At 39.7% G+C, this 26,885-nt stretch carries 19 protein-coding genes; 9 read left to right on the top strand and 10 right to left on the bottom strand.

Annotated features, from left to right (window positions below):
• Window positions 1-107: 107 nt before the first annotated feature.
• Complete coding sequence (locus ACYSN2_RS06970) at window positions 108-1,538, top strand: MFS transporter (protein ID WP_461749536.1); 1,431 nt, start codon at window positions 108-110, stop codon at window positions 1,536-1,538.
• A gap of 240 nt (window positions 1,539-1,778) precedes the next feature.
• Here ACYSN2_RS06970 and ACYSN2_RS06965 read toward each other — a convergent pair whose 3' ends face one another.
• The 10 genes from ACYSN2_RS06965 to def all read right to left on the bottom strand — a co-directional run bounded on the left by ACYSN2_RS06965 (window position 1,779) and on the right by def (window position 14,361).
• Window positions 1,779-2,309 carry a DedA family protein gene (locus ACYSN2_RS06965; RefSeq protein WP_461749535.1) on the bottom strand — a complete coding sequence of 177 codons (531 nt, stop codon included), beginning with the start codon at window positions 2,307-2,309 and terminating at the stop codon, window positions 1,779-1,781.
• A gap of 204 nt (window positions 2,310-2,513) precedes the next feature.
• A complete protein-coding gene (locus ACYSN2_RS06960; RefSeq protein ID WP_461749534.1) occupies window positions 2,514-3,404 on the bottom strand; it encodes a prephenate dehydrogenase in 891 nt (296 codons plus the stop codon).
• A gap of 615 nt (window positions 3,405-4,019) precedes the next feature.
• A complete protein-coding gene (gene tal, locus ACYSN2_RS06955; RefSeq protein WP_461749533.1) occupies window positions 4,020-5,105 on the bottom strand; it encodes a transaldolase in 1,086 nt (361 codons plus the stop codon).
• 222 nt (window positions 5,106-5,327) lie between these two features.
• Complete coding sequence (locus tag ACYSN2_RS06950; RefSeq protein WP_461749532.1) at window positions 5,328-6,503, bottom strand: lytic transglycosylase domain-containing protein; 1,176 nt, start codon at window positions 6,501-6,503, stop codon at window positions 5,328-5,330.
• A 187-nt stretch (window positions 6,504-6,690) separates the two neighbouring features.
• Window positions 6,691-8,073 (bottom strand): argininosuccinate lyase, encoded by a 1,383-nt coding sequence (gene argH, locus ACYSN2_RS06945; RefSeq protein WP_461749531.1) that lies wholly within the window; start codon window positions 8,071-8,073, stop codon window positions 6,691-6,693.
• Window positions 8,063-10,255 (bottom strand): sensor histidine kinase, encoded by a 2,193-nt coding sequence (locus ACYSN2_RS06940; protein WP_461749530.1) that lies wholly within the window; start codon window positions 10,253-10,255, stop codon window positions 8,063-8,065. The genes argH and ACYSN2_RS06940 overlap by 11 nt, the downstream gene beginning before the upstream one ends.
• Window positions 10,252-11,001, bottom strand: coding sequence for a DUF4390 domain-containing protein (locus ACYSN2_RS06935; RefSeq protein WP_461749529.1), 750 nt, complete (start codon window positions 10,999-11,001; stop codon window positions 10,252-10,254). The genes ACYSN2_RS06940 and ACYSN2_RS06935 overlap by 4 nt, the downstream gene beginning before the upstream one ends.
• A 441-nt stretch (window positions 11,002-11,442) precedes the next feature.
• The gene (gene rsmB, locus ACYSN2_RS06930; protein WP_461749528.1) at window positions 11,443-12,780 is read right to left on the bottom strand and encodes a 16S rRNA (cytosine(967)-C(5))-methyltransferase RsmB; all 1,338 of its coding nucleotides are present in this window, start codon (window positions 12,778-12,780) and stop codon (window positions 11,443-11,445) included.
• Complete coding sequence (gene fmt, locus ACYSN2_RS06925; RefSeq protein WP_461749527.1) at window positions 12,781-13,713, bottom strand: methionyl-tRNA formyltransferase; 933 nt, start codon at window positions 13,711-13,713, stop codon at window positions 12,781-12,783.
• A gap of 120 nt (window positions 13,714-13,833) precedes the next feature.
• The gene (def, locus tag ACYSN2_RS06920) at window positions 13,834-14,361 is read right to left on the bottom strand and encodes a peptide deformylase (protein ID WP_461749526.1); all 528 of its coding nucleotides are present in this window, start codon (window positions 14,359-14,361) and stop codon (window positions 13,834-13,836) included.
• Window positions 14,362-15,128: 767 nt separating this feature from the next.
• Between def and ACYSN2_RS06915 the strand changes: the two genes are divergently transcribed.
• From ACYSN2_RS06915 to ACYSN2_RS06880, 8 genes are all read left to right on the top strand, one after another.
• A complete protein-coding gene (locus ACYSN2_RS06915; protein ID WP_461749525.1) occupies window positions 15,129-16,121 on the top strand; it encodes an HlyD family secretion protein in 993 nt (330 codons plus the stop codon).
• A 9-nt stretch (window positions 16,122-16,130) separates the two neighbouring features.
• Window positions 16,131-17,327 (top strand): ABC transporter permease, encoded by a 1,197-nt coding sequence (locus tag ACYSN2_RS06910; protein ID WP_461749524.1) that lies wholly within the window; start codon window positions 16,131-16,133, stop codon window positions 17,325-17,327.
• On the top strand, window positions 17,320-18,612 hold the full coding sequence (locus tag ACYSN2_RS06905) for an ABC transporter permease (RefSeq protein ID WP_461749523.1): 1,293 nt from the start codon (window positions 17,320-17,322) through the stop codon (window positions 18,610-18,612). Before ACYSN2_RS06910 ends, ACYSN2_RS06905 begins: the two co-directional genes overlap by 8 nt.
• A 500-nt stretch (window positions 18,613-19,112) precedes the next feature.
• Window positions 19,113-20,312: an acetate/propionate family kinase gene (locus ACYSN2_RS06900; RefSeq protein ID WP_461749522.1), complete on the top strand. Its 1,200-nt coding sequence runs from the start codon at window positions 19,113-19,115 to the stop codon at window positions 20,310-20,312.
• A gap of 275 nt (window positions 20,313-20,587) precedes the next feature.
• Window positions 20,588-22,264, top strand: a complete 1,677-nt coding sequence (pta, locus tag ACYSN2_RS06895) for a phosphate acetyltransferase (protein ID WP_461749521.1) — start codon at window positions 20,588-20,590, stop codon at window positions 22,262-22,264.
• Between the two features lie 266 nt (window positions 22,265-22,530).
• Window positions 22,531-23,826 (top strand): L-cysteine desulfidase family protein, encoded by a 1,296-nt coding sequence (locus ACYSN2_RS06890; protein ID WP_461749520.1) that lies wholly within the window; start codon window positions 22,531-22,533, stop codon window positions 23,824-23,826.
• Between the two features lie 75 nt (window positions 23,827-23,901).
• Window positions 23,902-25,332 carry a cation:dicarboxylate symporter family transporter gene (locus tag ACYSN2_RS06885; RefSeq protein WP_461749519.1) on the top strand — a complete coding sequence of 477 codons (1,431 nt, stop codon included), beginning with the start codon at window positions 23,902-23,904 and terminating at the stop codon, window positions 25,330-25,332.
• Window positions 25,333-25,401: 69 nt separating this feature from the next.
• Window positions 25,402-26,736, top strand: a complete 1,335-nt coding sequence (locus ACYSN2_RS06880; RefSeq protein ID WP_461749518.1) for a CoA-disulfide reductase — start codon at window positions 25,402-25,404, stop codon at window positions 26,734-26,736.
• The last annotated feature ends 149 nt before the right edge of the window (window positions 26,737-26,885 follow it).

Genomic DNA, 26,885 nt, shown 5'->3' with positions numbered 1-26,885 from the left:
ATATTAAATAACCTTTTACTTTTTATCTTCTGAGAACTTTGAGATATCATATCTTTCAGAAAGTTCTAGCAACCTGTTCATTCACTTTAATTAATTATTATTCCCATATGCGCACAATTACCACATTCTCCTCTCTCTACCTTGCAACACTCTTCATGCTCTTTGCCAATGGGTTATTAACCACATTTGTCGCACTAGAACTCGAAAGCCAAGGTGTAAGCGATCTACTCATTAGTAGCTTAACGTCAGCGTATTACGCTGGCCTTGTCATTGGTGCAAAACTTGGGCATAAACTCATCGCCCGTGTAGGACATATCCGAAGTTATGTTGCCGGCGCTGGAATCACCGCGGCAACCGTGATTTTAATGGGTCTGATTGATGTTTTAGAGTTTTGGGTTGTCGCACGTTTCATCATGGGATTAATGATGATGTGTCAATATATGGTCATCGAAAGCTGGCTAAATGACCAAGCTGAACCTTCTCAGCGCGGTGTGATTTTTGGTATTTATATTGCGGTGAGTTCATTGGGGGTTTTACTTGGGCAATTGGCATTAACCGTGATTGATCCCATAGACATTCGCGTCTTAATGATCGTTTCCATGTTCTTCTCTCTCTGTTTAGTGCCTTTAGCCGTGACGCGTGCCATTCACCCGATTCCCCTCAAAGCGGCGCCTTTAAACATTGGTTACTTTATTAAGGCGCTACCCCAAGTACTCCTTATCACGCTTTTTTCAGGCATGATGATCGGTTCTTTTTATGGTCTTGGTCCTATTTTTGCAACCCGATTAGGATTAGATACTCATGAGGCAGGTTTATACATGGCAATTGCCGTTGCCTGCTCGCTTGTCATTCAGTGGCCTCTTGGCATGTTATCGGATCGCATGAATCGTCTTCTACTGATTAGTTTAGTGGCACTTGTCTTAATGGTACTTTCTATTTTCATTAGCCTTCCAATGATGACGACCTTCTATGTCGTTATGGCGAGTTTCTGTGCGATTGCTCTACAATTTACCCTTTACCCCCTCTCGGTTGCCATTGCTAATGACAATATTGAGGAAGATAAACGCGTTTCTCTAAGCGCTATTTTACTAATGCTGTTTGGCGTAGGCGCTGCAATCGGCCCGCTCATTTCCGGATATTTTATGGAATATTTTGGTGCAAAGGGACTCTATATCTTCACAATTATTACGGCTGGATCTATTATTGCGATTAATCTATCGAAAGGTAGTAAACGACTGCAAACAGATGTGGAAGATGCACTCCCGCACGTCATTATGCCAGATGCTCACGTATCCCCAATTGCCGCGGCAACTTTAGACCCACGAATTGATGAAGATGCCGTGATTGATGCCATGAGAAATGAGGAAGCCGATGAGATTAAAGAAGCGCTCAGAGAAGAGATTGAAGCGGGAGAAATTGAAAAAGCGAAATCTAAAATTGAACGTAATACGCTCATACCTTACGGCGAATATAGCTATGCTTCTTTTGTACAAAAGCATGGGAAACCCACTGAGTTTTCGGAAGAATCCATTTTGTAAGTATTAAGATATAAATACAAATACAAATACAAAATAAAAAGCTATCAGATAACAGCTGTGACATGCTGCTTCTGATAGCTTTTTAGTTAATGCCGTGCTGTCTTAGTCCATCTTGTGTCTTGTTATTTTCTGATCCTATTCTTTATCTCAAACCTTAAGAAATAAAAGAGATGTCATATCTATAGAATAATCTTAGAGAATACTCTTAAAGAACTCTTTTAGAGAGCTCTCTTAGAAAAATCAGCTAATCCACTTCATGAGCCAGTGAATGCCAAATGCGCCCGGTGAAAGTACAAGTAACGTCCAAAGAATTGATGAAATCGCACTCACACATTGATAACGCACCTTAGAAACTGCAAACATGCCGGAAACCATCGGAATCGTCGCTCTAAAAGGTGCTAAAAATCGGCAAAAGAACACAGCCCACAATCCCCATTTATGAAAGAATTTCTGCACTTTGGGGAGTAACATCGGTTTTCGAGAAAATGGCCAGATATGAGAGATCTCATTTTTATGCCGATAGCCAAATTCATAAGAGCACCATGTTCCTAAAAAAGCACCAATACTTCCAGATACCCAAAGTGACCAGAAGGGATAATCAATTTCGCCGACAATCACACTCAAAGCCACAATAAGAATGGTTCCTGGAAATAGAAACGCGATAATCGATAAGGATTCTAAAAACGTTAAAATAAAGATGAGTAGAAACAACCACTCTTCATGATCATGTGCAAACTGCAGCACCTGAGCGATAAAATCATGTAATGACATCCATGCCTCTTTTCTCTATTATTTTATGAACGAATATCTGCTAGACACAGATATTCGCTTTTTGAAGGCATACAATCCTTTGTACGCCTTTTTCAACGATTAAAAGCGATTTAAAAATGGCATATGAATTGCAAACATTCATCACTATCTTCTCTTCTATCGCTCTCTGTTACTTTTTCTTCCATTTTTTCTTCTACTCTCTTTCTACGGTTCTTTATAGAAGTTATCACGCGCATGTTTCGCTCTTGCAAATACGGTGCGAAGCTCTTCCCTTTCGCCATCTTCTAATGCATGACGTAAACGGTCGATATTTTTCTGATAAGCCACTAATACTTCTAAGATGGATTCACGATTTTGCAAACAGATATCCGCCCAAAGATCAGGATCAGATGCAGAAATTCGGGTGAAATCTCTAAATCCACCGGCAGCAAAACGGAAAATTTCCGCACGATCATCTAAATTCGCTAACGTATCTACCGTTGCATAGGCTAAAAGATGAGGAATATGCGAAGTTGCAGCTAACACTTGGTCATGATGCTTCACGCCCATCTCTTCTGTTTCAGAACCGGCAGCTTTCCACATTTCATGGATTGTTCTTACAGCATCATGGCTGTTTTCCAAATGCGGAATCACAAGTGTTCGGCGATTATCAAATAACGACTCAAAAGAGTTCTCAACGCCGTGTTTCTCCGTTCCGGCAATAGGATGCGCCGGCACAAAACGCTCCGGCAAATAGCCGAGTTCTGCTTTAATACTTTCAAGCACGGAACCTTTCGTAGAACCTACATCGCTCATCACCGCATTTTCTTTCAAATGAGGAATAATCTCTTTAACGATCTTGCCCATTGCCGTAATCGGCGTTGCGAGAATAATGATATCGGCATTTTCCGCAGCTTTAATAGGATCAGTATAGATTTCATCAGCAACTCCCAACTCATATGCTTTCTGCAGAGCTTCTTCATTACGATCATAAGCAATGATCTTTCCTACAGAATTATGACGTTTTAGTGCACGAGCCAATGAGCCGCCGATCAGCCCGATTCCCATAATGGCAATGCGCTCTTTAAAAAATGGTTGAGAGAGTTCTATCTTCATCTTCGCCTACTTTAATTCAATCCTATTTTATGGTTGTATGTGATTTCTAGATTCCCGATCTGTTTTACGAAAAATTTTACAAAAGAAATATTTTTACAAAATCTGATCTAGAAATATCTTGCATGATTATTTCATCTTTTCGTCTATATATTGATGACAAAAGCACTCACTAACATACTATATATTTCCCAAATTTCCTAAAGAGGATGCGCATCTTCTTCGATTTATCTAAATTGAGAGGATTTAAGGAAATATCTCGCAAAAAATAACTATCAAAAATAAGTATCTGAAAGTTTTGTCGCACAAAAAAAGCAGATGCAAAGCTGGTTCGAATGCTTGCATTCCTGTTAGTATCCCGTGCCAGCAGAATCAATTCTCTTTCATCTTTCCAACCAAAATAACAGTATAAAAAAACATAAGAATTTTCAGAAAAATATATAATTTTCCAAGACATGAATGACTATTTAACCAATCAGTTCACAATACATAGGCAATAAAAAAACCTGATTTCACAATAAAATCAGGTTTTCTAGAAGAGTAATAAAAGATTCTCTAACACGTGTCTCTAATACTTCTCTCTCTCTTCAATATTGAATATTCACAGTAATAGGAATACTACAATCTTGCATTTTCAATCGTTGTGAGAAGAGAATCAAATGCCGCAACAAATTGCTCAACGCCTGCTTTCTCTAACTCTGCACAGATCTCATTTAAATTAATGCCGAGCTCTTTCAATTCCGCTAAACGATCTTGCGCTAAATCCATGCCTGATAAAATTTGATCATACGGCGATAGCTGATCTTCCAAGAATGCTTGATACGTTTTTGGTGGAATCGTATCAACCGTATCTTTCCCCATCAATTTATGCACGTAATAGGTTTCAGGATAGACAGGATCTTTCACGCCGGTTGATGCCCACAGTAATCTTTGTGGTTGCATTTTCTCTTTAAAGAGCGCTTTGGCACGTGGACTTTCCATCACTTCCAAATAATGCGCATATGCCATTTTCGCATTATCAATGGCAATATGACCTTTCAAATGTGGCGCCGTTGCACGCACTTTTGCATCGATAACACTATCAATTCTAGAGATAAAGAAACTTGCAACAGACGCAATTTGGAAGATCGGTAATGTGACTTTTACGCGCGCTTCTAAGCCTTTTAAGAATGCTTCAAGCACTTCTTCATAACGAGCTACTGAAAAGATCAACGTCACATTCACGTTAATGCCTTCGGCAATCAATGCTTCAATGGCAATTAATCCTGCTTTTGTTGCCGGCACTTTAATCATTAAGTTCGGACGATTCACTTCTTCCCAAAGTGCTTTCGCTTCCATAATCGTACCGTTAGCATCATGTGCTAAATCAGGCGATACTTCTAAACTCACATAACCATCACGATAACGGGTTTTCTCATAAGTTTCTGCAAAGAGATCACAAGCACCTTGAATATCTTCTATCGCAAGTTTAAAAAAGAGTTCTCTTGCTGATAAATCCTGATTTGCAGCATCTTTCATTACCGAAAGATATTCTTCACCATCAGCGATCGCTTTTTCAAATATTGCCGGATTAGAAGTGATTCCTAAAAGACCTTCTTTTTTAATCATCTGCTCAAGCTGACCATCTTTGCCAAGCATATGACGTCCAATATTATCAAACCAAATACTTTGGCCAACCTCTGCTGCTTTACGAACATTTCCCATAATTTACCCTTCAATTTTAATAGAAAGTGGCATGATGATATTCACAATAATGCTTTGAATCATCCTCATGATCTACTCTTCCTTGAATAGAATTTACTGTATATCTTTGTCTAATATATTTTGCCGGACTATTTTAGCAAAAAAACATTTCCTTCACTGACAACCTTAACGAATTTTTTAGTCAATTTCTTAAAAAAAATTGAATTCCTTAATGCTGTTATTTTATGGCTGAATGAAACTAGGACGGAAAAACCCGCGATACTCCAAGTTTCTCATCGTCCCTTTTGGCAACCATACATCATAATTACTTGGAATATCTGCACGATTAGTACTGATATTACGAAGCCATGAAGGATTTAACTCTAATAGTACACTCGATGGAATGCCTGTTTCTGCTGATAGATCTCGAAGACTCATCGGTACAATTAATTGAATTCCCTCAATCTCACTAGGAACTACTTGATACTGGAATCCCGGGAAATACTTATCAGGATCTTTTGCGATCGTCATTGCTGCCACAAATTCAGCATAGAAATTTCGAGATGCAAATTTAAAAGCACCTTCACTATAATTAAACACAATCACACCCATTTTCTTGCCATAGGTTTCTTTCGCACGAATCGAATGCCCAACGCCGGCATTATAGGCTGTAACCGTTAAAGGCCAATAACTCACTAACTTATGATTATAAGCCATTAATTTTGCGGCACCTTGTGCGGAATGATAAGGGTCAAAACGAGCATCAATCACATTTGTGCGCATTGGCATAAAACTTCTTGCGGTTGCCGGCATAAATTGCCACATGCCAGAAGCACCGACTTTTGATCGAGCTCCTTTATTAAAGGAGGATTCTACATGAGGCACATATGCCAATTCTTCCGGTAATCCTGCGGCTTTAAAAGTCTTTTTAAAATAAGGAATATACACTTGGCTACGCTCAAGCCCTCTTTTGAATTCTGATTTTAAGCCACGTTGCCCACGTAGTCTTTCTGAAGCACCAATTAAGGCTTCCGGTCCGCCTGCTTTTAAAAGCATGCGTTTAAATCGTTCTTGTTGTTGCGTCAAAGGTCTTGGATTTAAAATCGCATCCTCGATAATGACTAAGTCTTGAGAAATCTGTTCTGAAATCGTATCCCATGTCATACGATCGCCCTGTTTTACGGCAGATAATTCATAAATCACTTCTAAATAACGATTATCATGGAATGCCACAATATTCAGATCCCATTTCGAGTAAACATTGATCCAAAAATCGATCATGGTTGCCATCTCTCTAGGCTTCTCAAAATGCGATCGATGAGATGTTTTGGGGCCACTCGCACAGCCGGCGATGATCAATACAAGCAACATCATTCCTAATAACCGATGACATTGTCTGACTTTTTTCAAAATTCCCATAAACATCTCAATTTTGCCTCTATTTGATAATCGTTACAGATAAAATGAAGGGATAGTTGACCTATCCCTTTTGATATTTCTCTCTTAATCAGCACTCTCAACGATACTTCATCTCAATGAGATTACAATACGATGATAGAAACTTAAATATTTTAAATGCTTCAGATGCTTCATTAAGAGATTTATTTTAGATAATTGCTTTTGCTCTAGAAATCGCTGCTAATACTTGCGCAGGAGCTGTTCCACCATGATGATTTCTTGCCGCAACAGATCCTTCAAGCGTTAAGTATTCAAAGACATCATCGCCGATTAAGTCAGAGAATTGTTGTAATTCTGCTAATTCCATATCTGCTAAATCACGATCTGTTTCAACACCTAAACGTACGGCATTTCCAACTACTTCATGCGCATTTCTAAATGGCATGCCTTTACGCACTAAGTAATCTGCTAAATCCGTTGCCGTTGCAAATCCAAGTTTTGTACGTTCATACATTTGTGCTTTCTTGCTGGAGATTGCCGGAATCATATCTGCAAACGCACGCACACAACCCAGCACTGTATCCACTGTATCGAAAAGTGGTTCTTTATCTTCTTGGTTATCTTTGTTGTATGCAAGCGGTTGGCTTTTCATGAGCGTTAAGAGCGAGAAAAGATGCCCATAAACACGTCCTGTTTTACCACGAACGAGCTCTGGAACATCTGGATTTTTCTTCTGCGGCATGATGGATGAACCTGTGCAGAAACGATCTGGCAAGTTAATGAAATCAAATGCCGGCGTTGCCCAAAGTACGAGCTCTTCAGAAAAACGGGATAAATGCATTGCTAAAATTGCCGCATCTGCCGTAAATTCAATGGCAAAATCACGATCTGATACTGAATCTAATGAGTTTTCAGAAGGTGCATCAAATCCTAATAATTTAGCAGAAAGATGACGATCAATCGGATACGTTGTTCCCGCAAGTGCAGCTGCGCCTAATGGAGAAATATTGAGACGTTTACGGCAATCTTGGAAACGTGAACGGTCACGTTTGATCATCTCAAACCATGCCATTAAATGATGACCAAAAGTGATAGGCTGCGCCACTTGAAGATGCGTAAAGCCCGGCATAATCGTATCATGCTCTTTCTCTGCAACTTCTAAGATGCCTTCTTGTAAACGTTTCAACTCTGCATCAATAAGATCGAGTTGATTACGAAGCCAGAGACGGATATCCGTTGCCACTTGGTCGTTTCTAGAACGTCCTGTATGTAATCTTTTGCCGGCAATGCCGATTTTTTCAGTTAAGCTTGATTCGATGTTCATATGCACATCTTCAAGCTCGATAGACCAAGGGAATTCCCCTGCTTCAATCTCAGCTTTAACTGCTGCTAAACCCTCTTTAATGAGCTTAAAATCATCTTCTGACAAAATGCCTTGTGTAAAGAGCATTTCAGCATGAGCAAGCGAACCAGCGATATCTTCTGCGTACATGCGCTGATCAAAATCTACCGATCCTGTAAATGCTTGAACAAATGCATCGGTACTTTCTGAAAAACGTCCGCCCCACTGTTTATTGACTTTATTCGCCATTCTCAATTCCCTCTTCTATTTCCTGATAAATAGGTAACAATACTTCAACTTGAGTTCCGACTCTATCCTTCCCAGAATAGATCGCAATTCGACCACTATGTTCTTCTACAATTTTTTTCACAACGGATAATCCAAGCCCTGTTCCCTTCGCTTTTGTGGAAACATAAGGCTCAAACATCTTTTTCACAAGAGATTCATCAATCCCAGCGCCATTATCGATGACCTGTAATAAAAATGTTTTATCATCCTTAATGCAGAGCTCAACATTCACTTTGCCACTAGAATTCTCTCTATTTTCTTCACAAGCTTCAATCGCATTTTTAATGAGATTATGTAATAGCTGGCGAAGACGAATTTCATCGCCATTCACGCATAAGCTCTTTTTAGGATGATTCAGAGTAACCTCAACCCCTCGAGCATAATCACTGTAAAGGAAAGTAACCTCTTCTGCCAACTTTGTAATATCAATTTTCTTCAAATTCAACTTCGGCGCTCTCGCATATTGACTAAATGCATTGACCATTGTTTTCATCGCATTCACTTGCGTAATAATCGTTTGTGTCGATTTTTCTAATAACAGCTGATCTTCCAATTCTAATTTAGCTTTAAGCTTAAATGCCATTCGCTCAGCTGAGAGCTGAATTGGTGTAAGCGGATTTTTAATCTCATGGGCTAAACGGCGTGCAACTTCGCCCCAAGCCGCTTCTCGCTCGGAGTTAATCAATTGTGTAATATCATCAAAAACAATGGCATAACCACTTGGTAAACTGCGGTTTTCTAACGGCTCAGAAATTCGTACCGATAAAATTTGGGTAATCCCTTTTTCTACACGAATCACTTCAAAGCGATCCCCTTCATCTCCTTGAGATTTTTTCTGAAGATAGTTTGAAAGAGGGGTGAAAAAGAAGTGCAATGATTCATCAATTGTATCTGAATCATCTAATTCAATATGCTGTAACAATGCTCGATCTGTATCTAAAATAGAGATCGACGCTTCATTAAATGTTCTAATCTTTCCATGATTATCGAGTACCAAAACGCCAGAAGAGAGATTGGCTAATACCGCTTCTAAATAGGATCTTTGCGCAACTAATAATCTTTGAGAGGCTTTTTCCGCTTCGTTTACTTGGCGCAGTTTCATGACCATTTCATTAAAAGATTCTGTTAAGAATCCGATTTCATCATTGGATTTGACCGTAATTTCCCGATCAAAATTTCCTTCAGAAACCGCTTTTGAAGCAATGGATAATCGGCGAATCGGATTCACTAAACGGCGAGTGGCAAAGTAAGAACCGCCGAGTGCTAATAAAATCGCTAAAAGAGACACAAGCGTTAAAATAGCAATGAGCTGTCCTTTCAGAGATTCTTGCAACGTTTTATATTGCTTATAACTCTCTACAGAACGTTGCGTAGATAAGCCAAGCTCCGTATAACGAGGCGGAATTTCGTAAATGGCTTGTATGACTCTCGGCGTATCTGCATCTACTCGAATAATCACGCGCACTTGGAGTTCATCATCGCCCACAGGTTCCAGCCAGACATAATCCATATCGTTAAATACGCTCATTAGCACAATATCATTCGGTAATTCCGGCAAGTTAATGGTGGTATTACTGGAGCTTGTCGCTAATATTCTGCCTCGATGATCAAATACCGTTAAATCTAACGCATTGGCATCAAAGCGTAAATTTTCGAGCTCATAGGCTAAATCTAAAGAGTTTAACGTGCCCACTCTTTCGCCAATGGATTGGGTAATTTCTAGCGCATCTAATCGTCTTGTTTCCAGTGCCGATTGCGCCAATGTCAGCGCATCATCAAAACCTTGGTCTAAGGATTCATCAAACCAGCTGTCAATTCCCCGCTGAATCATAATGCCGGAAAACAGAAATAGAATAATAATAGGAATGACTGAAAGTCCTGAGAAGAACATCATCATTCGTGCATTTAATCGTGCGCCCAAACGTTTTTTCCGAACGCCTTGAAAGAGCTGAATGAGGAAGTAGGTCACAAGGGACATTAACGACAGATAACAGATCGCACCGGCAAGGATAATCCATGTGTAATACCGAGAATAGAGCACTGCCGATTCAATGGAGCGAACCATCACGCCTAAAATAATCGTGAGTAAGACAGAGAGTAGTAGAAAGAGCAAAAATGCATGTTTACGAATATATGCCATCATAATTTAAGCTCCCACTTAAACCAGTTTGAGTTCAACCACCAATTCGAAGAGAGATATGCCGGAATTCGAAGTGGCGTTGGAAGCGCTTCAATATCTAACCACAGTTTTGCTTTTCCGTGATAGCGATCTAACTGAAATCCTTCTTGATCTACAATTTTGAATTCAATATCGTTTAAATTTGAAATGGATAATAACGCTAAACTTAAAATCGGATAACTATGTTGTTTTTGCGTATTTAAATCCCGCACCACAAATTGCTTCGATAAGCCGTGATAAAAGAGGAGATAGCGAATCTCTTTCTCATAATTATTCCCTCGCCAAAAGCCATATTGCCCTTTCTCTTCAATACGAATATCGTAGACAAACGTCAAAGGAATGCCATTTAGTAACATTTGTGATTGCTCATTACTCATCACAATTTTGCTCTTAATGGCGAGCTGAATATCCACATAATGCAATGAGCCATTAGTTAAAAGTTCAACATCACGAATCCGTTTTAAGGTTGAATCTTCTTCATAAAACTCACTTCTTACGCTCTCAATTTCAAGCGTCGATTGCTTTGCAACCGCAGCAAAGCTCAATGAAAAACAGCTGAATAAAATCCCTAAAATGCCGGCAAGATAGAGAAAAAAGTAGAAGAAAAAGGATCGTCTTGAAGTAACTGCAGACGATAGAATCTCTTGAGAAAGCGCTGTTGTAGCGTTTCCTTCAAAAATGATCTCTATGGTGTGCGAATATTGCTTCAATCTATGGTCCTTTTTTCTTCCTATTTTTTATTTCTGTTTTCTGTTTCTCGATCGTTATTTCATCATGTAAGAATAGCTGATTCACTGCGGGAGGGAATGTTTGCACTCATTTTACGATTACTCGCCCGCAGTAAAATCTCTTCTTTCTTCCCGTTCCAACTTCATCCGCTTTATCCAATAAGAATAGCTGATTTACGGCGGGAGGGAATATTTGCATTTCTATAACAACCTCTCGCCCGCAGTAAAATCTCTTCTTTCTTCCCGTTCCAACTTCATCCGCTTTATCCAATAAGAATAGCTGATTTACGGCGGGAGGGAATATTTGCATTTCTATAACAACCTCTCGCCCGCAGTGAAACTTCTACTCTTCTTGTCTTTCTTTCTATGTCCTTATCATTCCATTCTTGAAGATTATGTCATCAAGAATAAGCATCTATAAACTTAAGCGGTTTTTTCTAATAAAGCATAATAGAAACCATCGATGCTCTGTTCTGATTCAAAATATCTTGGCAAAATTTGCACGCCAACATCACGCTGTGCGCCAAATGGAATATCGAGCTTGATCTCTTTTGCCGTGGGTTCTGATTTTAAGAATTGACGAATCTGCTGCTCATTCTCATCTTTTAAGATCGAGCAAGTCGCATATAGAAGTTTTCCGCCTACTTTCAATTGCGTCCAAGCGTGCATTAAAATTTCTGCTTGAATATTGCGAAGATTATTAATATCAGACGCTTGGCGTAAACGCTTAATATCAGGATGACGATGCATAATGCCGGTCGCTGAACATGGTACATCTAACAAAATACGATCAAATGGCGCTTTCGCTTCATATTCTTCACAAGGAATCGCTTCGATTTCTACAAATGCCGGCACTTCTCCGCATACTCGTGTGATATTTTCTGTCACACGTTCTAAACGCGTTTCAGAGCTATCTAATGCCACAAGCTTCGTGAGATTTGGTGCTTGTTCCAAAATTGCCGTGGTTTTTCCGCCCGGCGCTGAACAGGCATCAAGCACTGCCATTTCATTTTTCACATCTAATAATTGCGCTGCTAATTGTGCGGATGCATCTTGTACACTCACGCAACCTTCAAAGAATCCCGGCAAAAGATCAACACTTACAGGCGAATCTAACACAATTGCCGTATCCACAAATTCATGGGCTGTTGCGGCGATATCTGCTTGTTTTAATAATTCTAAATATTCATCACGGCTATTTTTTTGAAGATTCACGCGCAAAATCATTTCAGGATGAAGCTGATAGAATGTGCCGATCTCTTCTAGCGCTTTTTCGCCCCATTGATTTTCAATACGTTTTGCAAACCATGCCGGCAAATTACTCTTTCCTGCTAAAAACTGCGCTGGCGGTAATTTTCCACGCTGAATATTTCTCAAAATGGCGTTGGTTAATCCCGCAGCCCAGAGTTTATCCATCTCTTTAATGAGGTTTACCCAGTTATTGAGAATCGCATATTCTGCCGTTGCCATTTCCGTGAGCTCATATGCCGCTAAAATCTGCGCTAATTTCACTTCGATTTCCGCAGGTTTAATAGGCTTTGAGAGCATTTGTGATACACGATCATCGAGCGCATCATATTGGCGTAATGTGCCAAACAAGAGATGCTGCACATAACGTTTATCATTGTCGTTAAGCCCTGTGGATAAACGTGGCAGAGCTTCTGTTAATGATTCTCCCATCAAAACGCTATTTAAAATTTCAATAGCGACAAATCGGGGATTTTTCATGAGTTTTGGATATAGCGCTTCTTTAATAGCCATTTATTGACATACCTTTTGATTAATTTCGTTACCTTTAATAAAGAGCGCACTCTCCATTCTTCGCTTACCGGCAGCTTGAAGCTCTAAAATCTCAAGCTCAATACCATTGCCGGCAACGATATATATTTGTTCATTCTCAATACGAATCGTGCCCGGCGTTTCATTCGAGGTTTGATCCGTCATTTTCACTCTAAAAAGCTTTAAGAGTTCTCCATCAACCGTTGTGGAAGCACCGGGAAATGGGTTAAACGCATGAATTTTTCGCATGAGCGTTTCAGCATCTTCTGCCCAATTTAATCTCGCTTCTTCTTTCGTGATTTTCTCGGCATACGTAATGCCATCAAGCGGTTGCTTTGTCGGCGCTTCATTGCCGGCAATCACTTTTGGAATCGTTTTCAATAAGAGATCAGCGCCGAGATTTTTAAGCGTATCGTGCAGTTCAATCATGGTCGTTTCCGGTGTAATCGCAACAGAGCTTTCCGCCCAAACATCGCCGGTATCTAAGCCTTTATCCATCTGCATAATGCCAACGCCAGTGGTTTGATCGCCCGCTTCAATGGCACGATGAATGGGCGCTGCGCCTCTCCAACGTGGAAGAAGGGATGCATGAATATTTAAGCAGCCATATTTAGGCGCATTCAATACCGCTTCCGGCAAGATTAATCCGTAAGCCACCACAATCATTAAGTCAGCATTAAGGGATTTCAACGTTTCTTGCGCTTCCGCATCACGAAGAGAAAGTGGCTGATAAACAGGAATATCGTGCTGTACAGCAACTTCTTTAATGGGCGTAAACTGCATTTTTTTACCACGACCACGCGGACGATCTGGCTGCGTATAAACCGCAACAACTTCATGCTCGCTTCCAATCAATGCTTCCAATGTTGGTACGGAAAACTCCGGCGTTCCGGCAAAAATAATTCGTAATCCCATAACTTTCCTCTTTTCTTCTCTTTCTCAACCAATGAATTCATACATTCGTCAATATACCGTAAATCCATGAATCCACATTCAAAGCAATGCCACTCAAACAGTGTTGAAATCTCGTTTAAACTAGCCTTCTTGAGCTTCCTGCGCTTGCTCTTTCAATACTTTTTCAAGTTTTTTCAAGATGCGTTGTTGCTTCATTCGTGAGAGATAATCAATAAATAACACGCCATTTAAATGATCTAATTCATGCTGAATACAGCGGCCTAACAGCTCATTCGCCTCTACTTCGAAAAACTCGCCATTCACATCTTGCGCTCTCACCGTCACTTGTTCAGGTCGAAGGACAGGACCGCCATACAATGTGGGAAGCGATAAACAGCCCTCTTCCGCAGCTTCAATTTCTTCTGATTCTGCAATGATTTCTGGGTTAATAAACACCATTGGTTCGTTGCGCTCTTCTGAGCAATCTGTAACGAAAATGCGTTGTAACACATTTACCTGATTTGCCGCTAAACCCACGCCTTTTTCGGCATACATGGTTTCTAACATATTTTCTGCTAACGCTTTTACTGCGTCATTAAACTCTGTAATGGGTTCTGCTTTAGCCCTTAATGTGGGATGCGGAACGGTAATCACTTTTAGGATCGCCATATTTAGTAAATCTCTTCCTATCTTTTACGTTCTATTTTTATGCTCTATCTAAATCGATCTTCTACTTCCCTATTCTGAAAATGCATAGAGCCGATAGAATTCAAATTATCTTAAATAGAACTGTTACAAAACGAAATATTTTACACTACTTAGCGCCTTCTCGGTAGCTTTCAAAAAAACTTTCTGCCTGCTATTTCTTCATCGCTAAAAAACAGTTTTGAACGGTTTTAGAAAAGATCCAAAAAAGTCTTAAAAGCACCTTTCAGATAAAACCCTTCACTCTATTTAGAAGTTCTCATTTCTCAATCAAGTTCTCTCAAAATGCCGATGAATAACAGAGATCGTAGAGATCACCAGAGATATTACTACTGATAAGCCATTTAAAATTCTCCTCATAAATCTCCTCAGAAAATCTCGCTCAGTAATCTCTCCTTATCACCAATAAGAGTAATTATTTGTAAATTTAAGTAATAATGATTATATTCATAATATATTCTTAGAGTGCTAAAACAATCCTCAACAATCAAATCTTATCAATGAGTGTAGAAAATGAGCTTATGAAATGAACTCATGAAAACTCAACGCATAATGTTTGATTCTGATCTTGTTTTAGTTCGCTTTATCTGATTTTACCTGATTCAAAACAGCCAGTTTTACGGCTGATCTCTTGTACTTATAGTAGTTTCTCTAACGGTTCTAGCTGTTCTATGAACCATTTATTATAAATTTCGATTATGAAGTATTGATTTAAAAGTGAGTTGATAACCATGCCTAACATCAAAACCACCATCGCCTTACTCATTGGTCTAATTGGATTACTCATTGGGGTCATATTCTTCATCTCTTATCACAAGCCGGAACTTGTTATTCAAGGCGAAGTTGCGGCGAATCGAGTGGACATTTCCGTCAGAGTACAAGGTCATGTCAAAAACTTAACGGCAGATATTGGCGATGTAGTTAAAGAAGGCGATCTGCTATTAGAACTAGAAAGCTCCGCGCTTACCACACAATTAGCAACCGCAAAAGCGCAACATAAAGTGTCCGTTGCCAATCGTGATGTGGTTTACAGCACAAGACCTGAAACCATTGAAGCGATGAAAGCGCAACATGAAAAGGCTCAAGCTGATCTTCTACTCGCAACCAGTAACTTAAACCGAATGGAAGAATCGGCGCCTCGTGGCGGCGTTTCGCAGCAAAACTTAGATGTTGCGAGAAATGCCTTTAGTGCGGCAATGGATGCCACCGCTGCGGCAAAAGCGAATTATGAGCTTGCCGTCAATGGCAGTAGCCACGAACAGAAAGCGCTAGCAGATACGCAAGTAGAACAAGCCTTAGCGGCACTAAATCAAGTGCAATCTGATTTCGATACGCTCACAGTTTTGGCGCCTTCCAATGGGCAAGTCACCGTTCGTATTGCAGAAATTGGGCAGCTTTATAGCCCAGGAACGCCGCTCTATTCCATCATTAATATGGATGATTTATGGCTCACATTTAATATTCGAGAAGATTATCTCAATCACGCAAAAGTCGGCGATCATTTCTCGGTATTTGTGCCGGCGCTGAAAAAAGATGTCGAAGTTTACATTCAAGCGATCAATCCTTTAGGGCAATTTGCCAACTGGCAAGCAACGAAAGCCACGGGAGATTTTGATCTTCGCACCTTTGAAGTACGCGCAAAACCTACCAAACAAGATGAAGGATTATTGCCGGGAATGAGCGTCATTGCGGACTGGAAATCTCGTCGCCCTGCGCATCAGTAGGATATGAATATGAAGCCATCCGTGACTCCATCGAGCGTAAAACAGCACTATTTCTCTCTATTTTTTAGAGAGATAAAATTTATCGCCAGCTCAAAAGTTCTCAGCTTCTGCCTTCTTTTCTATCCCATTATTATCATCATCTTTTTCACGCACCTTTTTCATCAGGGAATTTTACAGCAGATTCCTGTGTCCGTTGTCGATTTAGATCGCACAACGGCATCAAGAGCGCTCATTCAAAAGATTGCCGCAGCGCCTCAAATTGCCGTATCCGAAAGAAATTCATCGCTTTATGATGCCAAGCAATCGTTAATGGCGAAGAATATTTACGGCATTATTGTGATTCCTGTGAATTATGAAAAGCAATTGCTCTCAAAAGAATCTCCGGAAGTGACGGCATTTTATAACGATCAATTTATGTCGCTCGGTATTTCTCTGCAAAATGGCTATGTTGCTTCGCTGAAATCCATTGCATCGAACTATCAAGTTCAAACCATGACGACGCAAGGGATATCGAGAAAAGTTGCCGAAGCGCAGCTTTCCCCCATTAAACTGGAAACGCATCCGCTCTTTAATCCCTCTTTGAGCTATATCCCAACCCTTGTGAATGGCGCCGTTCCCGTCATTATCCAAATCCTGATCATGCTCACAATGGTCTATACGCTCTGCCGAGATAAGGAATCTGCCGGCGGCGTTTCCGTGCCGATGGCGATGGCAAATGGAAGCTATTTGCGATATTTCGTCAATAAGATGTTGCCGTACTTATTATGGTTCTTTATGACATCCTTGCTCCTTGATATTATTTTGATCTTTGTGTTTGAAGTTCCCATTCGCGGTTCCTTAACCGTTCTCTATCTCGGCACGATTCTCTTTATTATTGCCGCGCAACTTTGGGCAGCGATTTTTACCTTTTGGCTTCCCGGCAAAGATCTCAATTTTGGCGGCGCAAGTGTTTTCGCTTCGCCGGCATTTGGATTTGTTGGACTCTTCTTTCCACGAATCGCCATGAGCTGGTATGCGCTTGCTTGGGGCGCCGTGATTCCAGCAACATGGTTTGTGGAAATTCGTTTAGATCAAACCATTCGCGGCCATGATTTTCCTTACAATTTAATGCCACTTCTATGGCTTTCGCTCATTATTATTGTGGCTTACCTTCTTTCTGTGATCCGAATCCGTCAACTAATGAAGAAAGGAGCGAAACATGTTTAAAACTACCTTTACAACGTTCCTTTATGAACTATTGAACATGTTCCGCAAAGAAGCATTGATCACAATTATCGTGGTGGCTTCTGTGGGATACTTTTTCTACTATCCGCTTCCCTACAATCATGAAACGGTTCGAAATACGCCCACCGTTGTTGTAGATCATGATCTCTCCACCATGAGTAAAGAGCTCATTCGAAAACTCAATGCCACAGATAGCATCGAAGTAGTGGATTATGTGGATACCATGCCGGAAGCGGAGCATCTTTTACGCAATCGAGAGGTTTACGGCATCTTTTGGATTCCTTCCGATTTTGAACAAAATATCTTAAGTGGTCGTTCCGGAGAAATCTCCTATTATGGCGATGCGAGCTATATGATTATCTACAGTAAAATCACAGCATCGCTTCAAGGCGCCATTCAAAATATGAGCCAAGAAATTAGCGCTAAAAGACAGGTACAACAAGGTGTTGATCCTTCAATTGCTTATGGCAATAGTGCGCCGATAACGCCGGTCGTTGTGCCCATTTATAACCCGCAAGATGGCTATGAAACCTATGTCATTCCACCGGTATATGTCTTGATTGTGTATCAATTTCTCTTTATCGGCGTGATGATCTCCATCGTCATTAATAAAGGCACTAAAGAAGAAAAAGCACTCATTCAAGCACCTAATCATTCATTGCTAATGGTATCGCTCTGCACATTTCTCGCGAAATGGTTTAGTTATGTATTTATTGGCTTTATTATGTTTTTCGTCTACACAGGACTTGCGCCGATATTTTACCAGCTCCCCTTTTTAGGAAATATTACCAATCTTTGGATTTTGGGATTCTTGTTCTTATCAAGCACCGTATTTTTAGGCATGATTTTGGGACAATTTTTCAAGAAATTTGAAGATATCTTTATGATTGTGATGCCATCAAGTATGCTCTTTTTCTTTACCGCCGGTATGACGTGGCCTTCAGAAATGATCTCAGCGCCCACTTCTTGGCTCACTTACATCTTTCCCATATTCCCCGGCATTACAAGCGCCGTAACTCTCAATCAAATGGGCGGATCTTTAGAAAGCATTAAAGGCGAACTGATTAACCTTCTCGTTTTAACCATTCTCTACGGCATTTTAGCGTTTGCCTCTTTTTATCGTTATTACAAAAGCTGTTATCAAGCGCAACTTTCTCCAAAACCTACATCCGACTCTCCCGAAGTAGCGATTAAAAATTTTGATGTTGCACAACAAAATCAACATCAGGAAAAAGATTCTTCAAAATTACTCTCAAATGATTCCTAAGGGATAAGAAAATATCCGCACAAAATAACACCGATTACCATTAAATATATTTAATTCACAAAAAACTAATCTCATCCTTAATAAGTAGTATCGTTTTTTCGATAAAACTGACGACTTCTCATCCTTAAACATCAATAAAGCAGCGTTAAAACACGCCAATAACGACAATTGTCAAAGATTAATACATCCTTAAATTGATAAGTATTTCAATTAGTTTTATCTATTTTTAATTTGAAAAAATATTATATAAGTCAAACTCTATCAAAGTTCTCTCCACCTTCAATTAAAAGGGTGCTATAACAGATAAGTAAAATAATTTTTGCATCTTTCAGCTTTTTTAGAATGTGATAAAAATTATTAAAATTGTGAGATATGAAAATAGCTAGAGCTTTCTTAAATGGAGATGGGAAAGATACAAACTCTACCTAACCTTTCAGTCGAAACTATAAATAATAAATAAAAATGTCTCAGAGATAGACAGTTATAGGAGTTAAACAAGTATGTATGCTTTAGTCATCAATTGCGGAAGTTCCTCTCTTAAGTTTGCACTCATGAATGTTAAAGAGCGTAAAACGATTGTGAGTGGCAATGCTGAGCAGCTTGATTCACCGGCAGCTACCCTTACGATTAAACAGGGAGATTCAAAAACTACAGAAGCGCTTGAAGATGGAACTCATCTTGGAGCTTTTAAAGAGATTTTCGCGTATCTCACCAAAAAAGGATATTCTGATAAAATCATTGCCGTAGGGCATCGTGTTGTCCATGGTGGGGAATACTTCCAAGAATCCGTAGAAATTACGCCTGAAGTGATCGAAATCATCAAAAAATGTTCTCCTTTAGCGCCGATTCATAATCCGGCAAATCTCACCGGCATTTTAGCAGCGCAAGAAGTTCTCGGAGATCTTCCTCACGTTGCCGTATTTGATACCGCATTCCATCAAACAATGCCAGAAGAAGCCTATCTTTACGGTTTACCTTTAGAACTATATGAAAAATATAATATTCGCCGTTACGGTTTCCACGGAAGTAGCCACCGCTATATCACGGAAAGAACTTCAAAAATTTTAGGAATTCCCCTCAATAAGCTCAATATCATCAGCTGTCATTTAGGCAATGGTGCCTCGATTACTGCCGTTAAAAATGGTAAATCGATAGATACAAGTATGGGATTAACACCGCTTGAAGGCTTAATGATGGGCACTCGCTCAGGCTCACTTGATCCTGGTTTAATTCCATATCTTGTCGATTGCTTAGATTACAATATTCATGAGCTCGATAATCTTCTCAACTTCAAGAGCGGATTACTGGGAATCTCCGGTGTTTCCAACGATTGCCGAACCCTTGAGATTAAAGCAAAAGAAGGCGATCTTCGTTGCCGCTTAGCATTAGATATGTTTGGTTATCGCGTAGCAAAATTTATCGCTTCTTATTTGCCGGCATTGCAACGATTAGATGCGATCGTGTTCACCGGCGGCATTGGCGAAAACTCCGCTTATGTTCGTGAACTGATCATGCGCCAACTCGCTTTTTTAGGATATACCTTCAGTAATCCTTCCAATGAATTCTGTACAGGTGGAAAAGAAGGCGTCATTGCAACAAGCAACAGCTTCGGAAAAGCATTGGTGGTTTGCACCGATGAAGAAGGCATGATTGTTCAAGATACCCTTGAAATTGTTGCTAAAAAAGAAAAAGTCGCTTAATGTGTCAAAGATATGCATTATTCAATAAGATAGTAATTACACTGACTTATCCGTTAATTACTTAGATGAATAATATTCTTTACTCAATCACATTGAGATAACCTATATTGAAAAAAGATCTAATTGCTTCTGACAGAGAATTCTCTAACTCATTAAGCCTTAGATCTTTTTTATATTCATTCAACAGATATTCACCATTTTATAAATTTACTATTTTATGAAGAGTATCTAACTAGATTTCCCGATACTTTTCACTCATTAAGGAGTTTTACTTCATGAAAACATTATTTGTTGCACCTACTGGAGATATTCAAAGCTTAAGCTCAATCTCTCTTGCGCTCGTGGAAGCACTCAATGCCGCAGGAATTAAAACCGGATTCGTTCGCCCTATCGGCAAAGATAATAATCGCTCTGAACAGCTCTATCGTGAACTCTTTAATGATGAAACCCCTTCTCCCATTTTAGAAGGTTCTGTAAATCAAGCCATTCGAAGCAATCAATATGATGAGCTTCTCGAAGATATCGTTGGCAAAGTGAATGAAGCTTCCAAAAATTATGATGTCGTTGTGGTGGAAGGTTTAACCTACGACAGCAGCCGCCCTTTTACCCATGATTTAAATGCCGATATCGCAAGATCCCTCTGCGCTGGCGTTGTATTTGCCGGCAATTCCCTTGCGAATACGCCGGAAGAAGTTGCGGCACATTTTGATCTCAATGCTTATGTCTATAGCGAAGCGCATATCTGGCTTGCCGGTTACATTATCAATCATGTGGAACATCCTGAAGCCATTGCGAAAACCATCACATTCTGCCAAACAGATTTCTGCAAATCGCTAGAAGTAATTGGCGTCATTCCTGAGAATAAACATATTCACGATGATTTAGAAGCGATTCGCTTTATCGCAAAACATTTAGACGTCAAACGTTTAGTTGCGGAATTAAAACAGCCGGCATCGAATAGAATGCCACCTTCTGCTTTCCGCTATAAACTCATCAAAAGCGCACAAGCTGCCGATCGTAGAATCGTGTTGCCAGAAGGTGAAGAGCCAAGAACCTTACGAGCAGCGACGATTTGTGCAGAGCGTGGTATTGCACGTTGCGTGCTTCTTGGAAATCCCGACACCATTCAAAAAGTAGCCGCAGAAAACAACATTATTATTCCTGATCACGGCATTGAGATTATTAATCCTGTAGATATTGCCGAGCAATATGTGGCGCCATTTCTAGAGCGCAGACAACATCGCGGCGCAACGGAAGAATCCGCTCGTGAAGCGCTTAAAGATAGCGTCGTTGTAGGAACTATGATGCTTGCCGTTGGCGATGTCGATGGTTTAGTTTCAGGCGCCGTTCATACAACTGCCGATACGATTCGCCCGGCATTTCAGCTCATTGGCACCGATAAAAACTCCAAATTAGTATCGAGTATCTTCTTTATGCTCATGAAAGATCAGGTGCATATTTACGGAGATTGCGCTGTAAATCCAACACCAACACCGGAACAGCTGGCAGATATTGCCATTCAATCGGCAGAATCTGCAAAAACCTTCGGCATTGAGCCAAGAGTGGCAATGCTCTCATATTCCACAGGCACTTCCGGCGCCGGCGAAGAAGTGGAAAAAGTAGCCAAAGCAACCGAGATTGCAAGAGAGAAAGATCCCACTCTTCTCATTGATGGCCCGCTTCAATTTGATGCGGCAAGCGTGCTGAGCGTTGGAAAGCAAAAAGCACCAAATAGCCCTGTTGCAGGACGTGCAACAGTCTTTATCTTCCCTGACTTAAACACCGGAAACATAACCTACAAAGCCGTTCAACGTAGCGCAAATGTGGTCTGTATTGGGCCGATGCTGCAAGGTTTAGCAAAACCTGTGAACGATCTTTCTCGTGGTGCTTTAGTTGATGATATCGTCTATACCATCGCCATTACCGCACTGCAAGGTACAACTCAATCTTAGTTCTAAAAATACTAAAACGTAATCTATAGATTTCATCAATCATAGAACTCCGTTATACCGTTAATTAATCCCAGCATATCTTAATCAGTATCGACATATGCTGGGATTTTTTATGCTTAACAAAAACCCCAAAGTAATCCAAATCATAAAACCTTCAAGTAACACATCAAAATCAGTAGATATAACTTCATATTAATTATAATATTATCTATTAATATATGATAATGTTTTTATTTATAAATATTGATGAATAGCGGAAGGGATATATGACTAACTCTATTGGTATTGGGAATGAATTATTAAAAGCTGTAGAAATAGAAGTATTACCGGCTTTAGGTTGCACTGAACCTATCTCTCTAGCATTGGCCTCTGCCATCGCTGCATCTTATACGACCAATGATATTCAGCGCATTAAAGCTAGGGTTTCCCCCAACCTCATGAAAAATGGCATGGGAGTTACTGTACCCGGAACAGGAATGATTGGACTTCCCATCGCCGCAGCCGTGGGGGCACTTGGGGGAGATCCAGAAGGAGGCCTTCAAGTCTTATCTTCATTAACACCAGAAGCGGTATCTCTAGCAAAACAATTTCTAGAAGAAGATAAAGTTTCTGTCACTATGGCCGCTGTCCCTAACATTTTATACGCCGAAAGTACTGTCTTTGCAGGTGAAGATCAGATTCAAGTTAAAATCGCTGATGGTCATACTAACGTGATTTCAATTAAAAAAAATGATGAAATTATTTTTGAATCAAAGGATAACGATCATAAAAAATCAAAAAAACAATACTCTTTAAAAGATATTACAGCGAAAGATATTTATGAATTTGCGACTCATATTCCTTTTAAGGATATTCAATTTATCTTAGCAGCAGACACGATTAATACAGCCTTATCCGAAGAAGGTCTTAAAAATAATTATGGGCACCACATTGGTGCAACTCTTCAGAAGCAGGTTGATAAAGGCTTTTTAAGCAATGATCTCTTAACTCAAATCCTCATAAGATCAACAGCAGCATCTGATGCCAGAATGGGAGGCGCCACTCTTCCGGCAATGAGTAATTCCGGATCTGGAAATCAAGGGATTACAGCAACTATGCCTGTAGTGGTCGTCGCAGATTTTATGAATGCAAGTGATGAAGAGAGAGCTAGAGCCCTTATTTTATCTCACGCAATGGCGATCTATATTCACAATAAACTACCCAGACTTTCTGCTCTATGCGCTGTCACGACAGCAGCGATGGGAGCGGCGGCGGGAATGGCGTGGCTACTAGGAGATAAAAAATACGAACCTATAAGCATGGCAATGTCCAACATGGTTGGAGATTTAGCGGGGATTATCTGTGATGGCGCTGCGAATAGTTGCGCAATGAAAGTATCCACTTCTGTAGGATCTGCCTTTAAATCTGTCCTTATGGCGCTCGATAATGTGCAAGTTACCGGCAGTGAAGGCATTGTTTGCGATGATGTTGATCAATCAATCGATAATCTATGCGCATTAGCTAATGACAGCATGAAGGGAGTAGATGATCAAATCATTAACCTCATGATCAATAAAAAGTAAATAGATGTATATGGTGGTATATGGCGATATTAGCGAACAACTAATATTAATAGTAAATAACTTTGGAGTATAACTATGGAAAATGCGAGTTCAGGACAAATATTTTCTGGTATATTTTTTGAGAAATTCATTTCAATTACCCATTATCAAACACTCATTGCAATTTTTGCCTTAATTGTCTGCTTTTTTATTCTAAAAAAAATACAAAATAAAAAAGTAAGCTTTTCTATGCGCATGCTTGTAGGTTTGATTCTTGGTGCGCTATTAGGTCTTGGAATACAATTAATTGCAGGATTCCCTGATTCTTCTAATCTCTGGATGCAAGAAACATCCGTATGGTTCGGCTTATTTGGTCGGGCATTTATCTCTTTCATTCGTATGCTAGTTATACCTTTAATATTCGTATCAATTGTTAAAGTTATTTTAGATTTTGCCGGCAAAGAAGATCTTCCAAAGATTGCGGTTAGAGGGATCTTTTGGTTACTTTTTACAACGGGAATCGCTTGTGTCTTAGGAATCATTCTCGCGAACCTTTTTGGATTAGGCGCTAAAGAAATTGATGTTGCTATTACAGCCGATGTCAAACAGTATCGAAACTTAGTAGACACCCTTGTGAATTTAATACCGAGCAATATCATTACTTCCATGATGCATGAAAATATCGTGGGATTAGTCATTTTCTCAGCCTTATTAGGGATTGCAGCTAATCGCATGGAAAAAAGACATCCTGAAGTGATTGGCTCATTCAAATCACTCATCCAAGGCTTGTATCAAATCGTCATGTCTATCGCAATGACAATCATTAAATATATGCCCTATGCCGTTGTCGCACTTCTTGCTAGAACTATTGTGTCTAATGGAATACCGGCGATACTAGAAGCTTCTAGTTTTGTAGCTGCAATTTATGTGGCAGCTGCTTTAATGATGATTATCCATATCATTATTGTTATGGTTCACGGCGTATCGCCAAAGATGTATATCTCTAAATCTTTAGGCGTTTGGTTGATGGCTTTCACAAGCCGTTCATCTGTAGGGACGTTACCAATGACTATTTCAACATTAACAACCCGCATGGGAGTCAATAATGGAACCGCCAATCTTATCGGTTCTTTAGGAAGCACAATAGGAATGAATGGTTGTGCCGGATTCTTCCCCGCTCTTCTCGCTGTTATGGTTGCAAATATGGTGGGTATCGAAACAGATTTAAGTTTTTATATCATGCTAGTCATCGTAGTTATCATTGGATCCATCGGTATTGCCGGCATTCCTGGAACAGCAACAGTTGCCGCAACCATTGTTTTATCCGGAATGGGAATGGCTGAATTTTTCCCGCTAATTGGAATGGTATTAGCAATTGATCCGATCATCGATATGGCTCGTACACTTGCGAATGTTTCTGGAACCATGGCTTCAGCAGTTGCTACTGATAGAGAAATGGGAACGATGGATATGAAAGTCTTTAATGACCCAAATGCAACGTTAGATGACAGCTCTGTGGATGTATAACTTTCAGTAAGTTAAATAGCCTATTTATTTTTAATATAGGCTATTTTTTTGATAAAAAAAGGATAGATCATGCATTATTTAATTTTAGGGGCAAATGCCGCTGGCTTATCAGCAGCTGTCAGAATTCTAAAGTCAGACCCCGATGCATCCATTACGATTTTAGAAAAAAATGATGTCGTATCATTTGGAGCTTGTGGCATTCCTTACTATATTTCTGGTGAGTTTACGGAAATAGAACGAATGACAGCTAGACCTTTTGAAGATTTTATTCAAATGGGAATAGATATTAAACTATTTCACGAAGCAATTGATTTAGACGAGAATCTTAAAAAAGTAACGGCGAAAAATATTAAAAACCAGACGGAAACCCCTTTTTTCTATGATAAATTATTAATTACCACAGGTGCATCTCCCATTATTCCTCCGATAAAGGGCATTCATTCAAACAATGTTTATACGATGCATTCAAAATACGATGCGATAACTATTGCAAAAGAAATGGAAACGGCTGAAAACATCATTGTGATTGGTGGAGGTTTTATTGGGGTTGAAGCCGCTGAAGCATTCAAAGAGAAGAAAAAAAATGTCACCTTAATTGAATACTCTAAAAGAATATTAGAAAAAATATTTGATGAGGAAATTACCACTCTACTTGAAGAAGAACTTTACCGTAATGGCGTCAATCTCAATGTCAATGAGCGCGTTTCTGAAATAATAGACAACGATGATAATACAAGCACGGTGATTACAGATCACGGAGAATACTCTGCGGACTTGATCCTTCTTGCGACAGGATTCAAACCTAATACCGATTTTTTAAAAAATAGCGCCATCCAACTTTCACCCCAAAATGCCATTATTATTGATGAGTTATGTCAAACTAACGTTGCTGATATTTATGCTGCCGGCGATTGCGCAACAGTAAAGCATAGAATCTCAGGAGATCAATATCTGCCACTTGCAACAACCGCTAATAAGCTAGGAAGATTAGTCGGAAGCACAATAACGGGAGATTCTAAGGAGTTTATTGGAACATTGGGATCAAGCGGTATTCGTGTATTCAACTTAGAGGCAGGTCGTACCGGCATCAGTGAGAAAGATGCTCAAGAACTAGGTATTCACTATAATACCGTTTTTATCAAAGATAAAAACCATTCCGATTATGTTCCATCCCAATCAGATATGTGGGTAAAGTTAATATACAATCAAGACAATAAAGTTCTCTTAGGCGCTCAAGTATGTGGTTCATACTTAGGAGGAGCTGTTCATCGAGTGGATGCTTTAGCCGTTGCAATATATAGCCAGCTTACTGTTGAAGAGCTAGGATTCATGGACTTTATATATGCGCCTCCTTTTGCAAGAACTTGGAATATTTTAAATATTGCCGGAAATGTTGCAAAATAATTTACCAGAACTGTATTTATCTGGCAGATTCAAATACGAAGTGCGACAAGTACGTTTTTGACCAAATACTCATAAGGTGTTAAATATCCTAACACCTTTCTAGGTCTATTATTTAGTAGATCTTCCACATATTGAACTGCTTGCGTATC

The organism is Ignatzschineria sp. LJL83 (assembly GCF_054871845.1).
The sequence above is the reverse complement of the archived record's forward strand: the minus strand, read 5'-3'. Positions and strand labels throughout refer to the sequence as shown.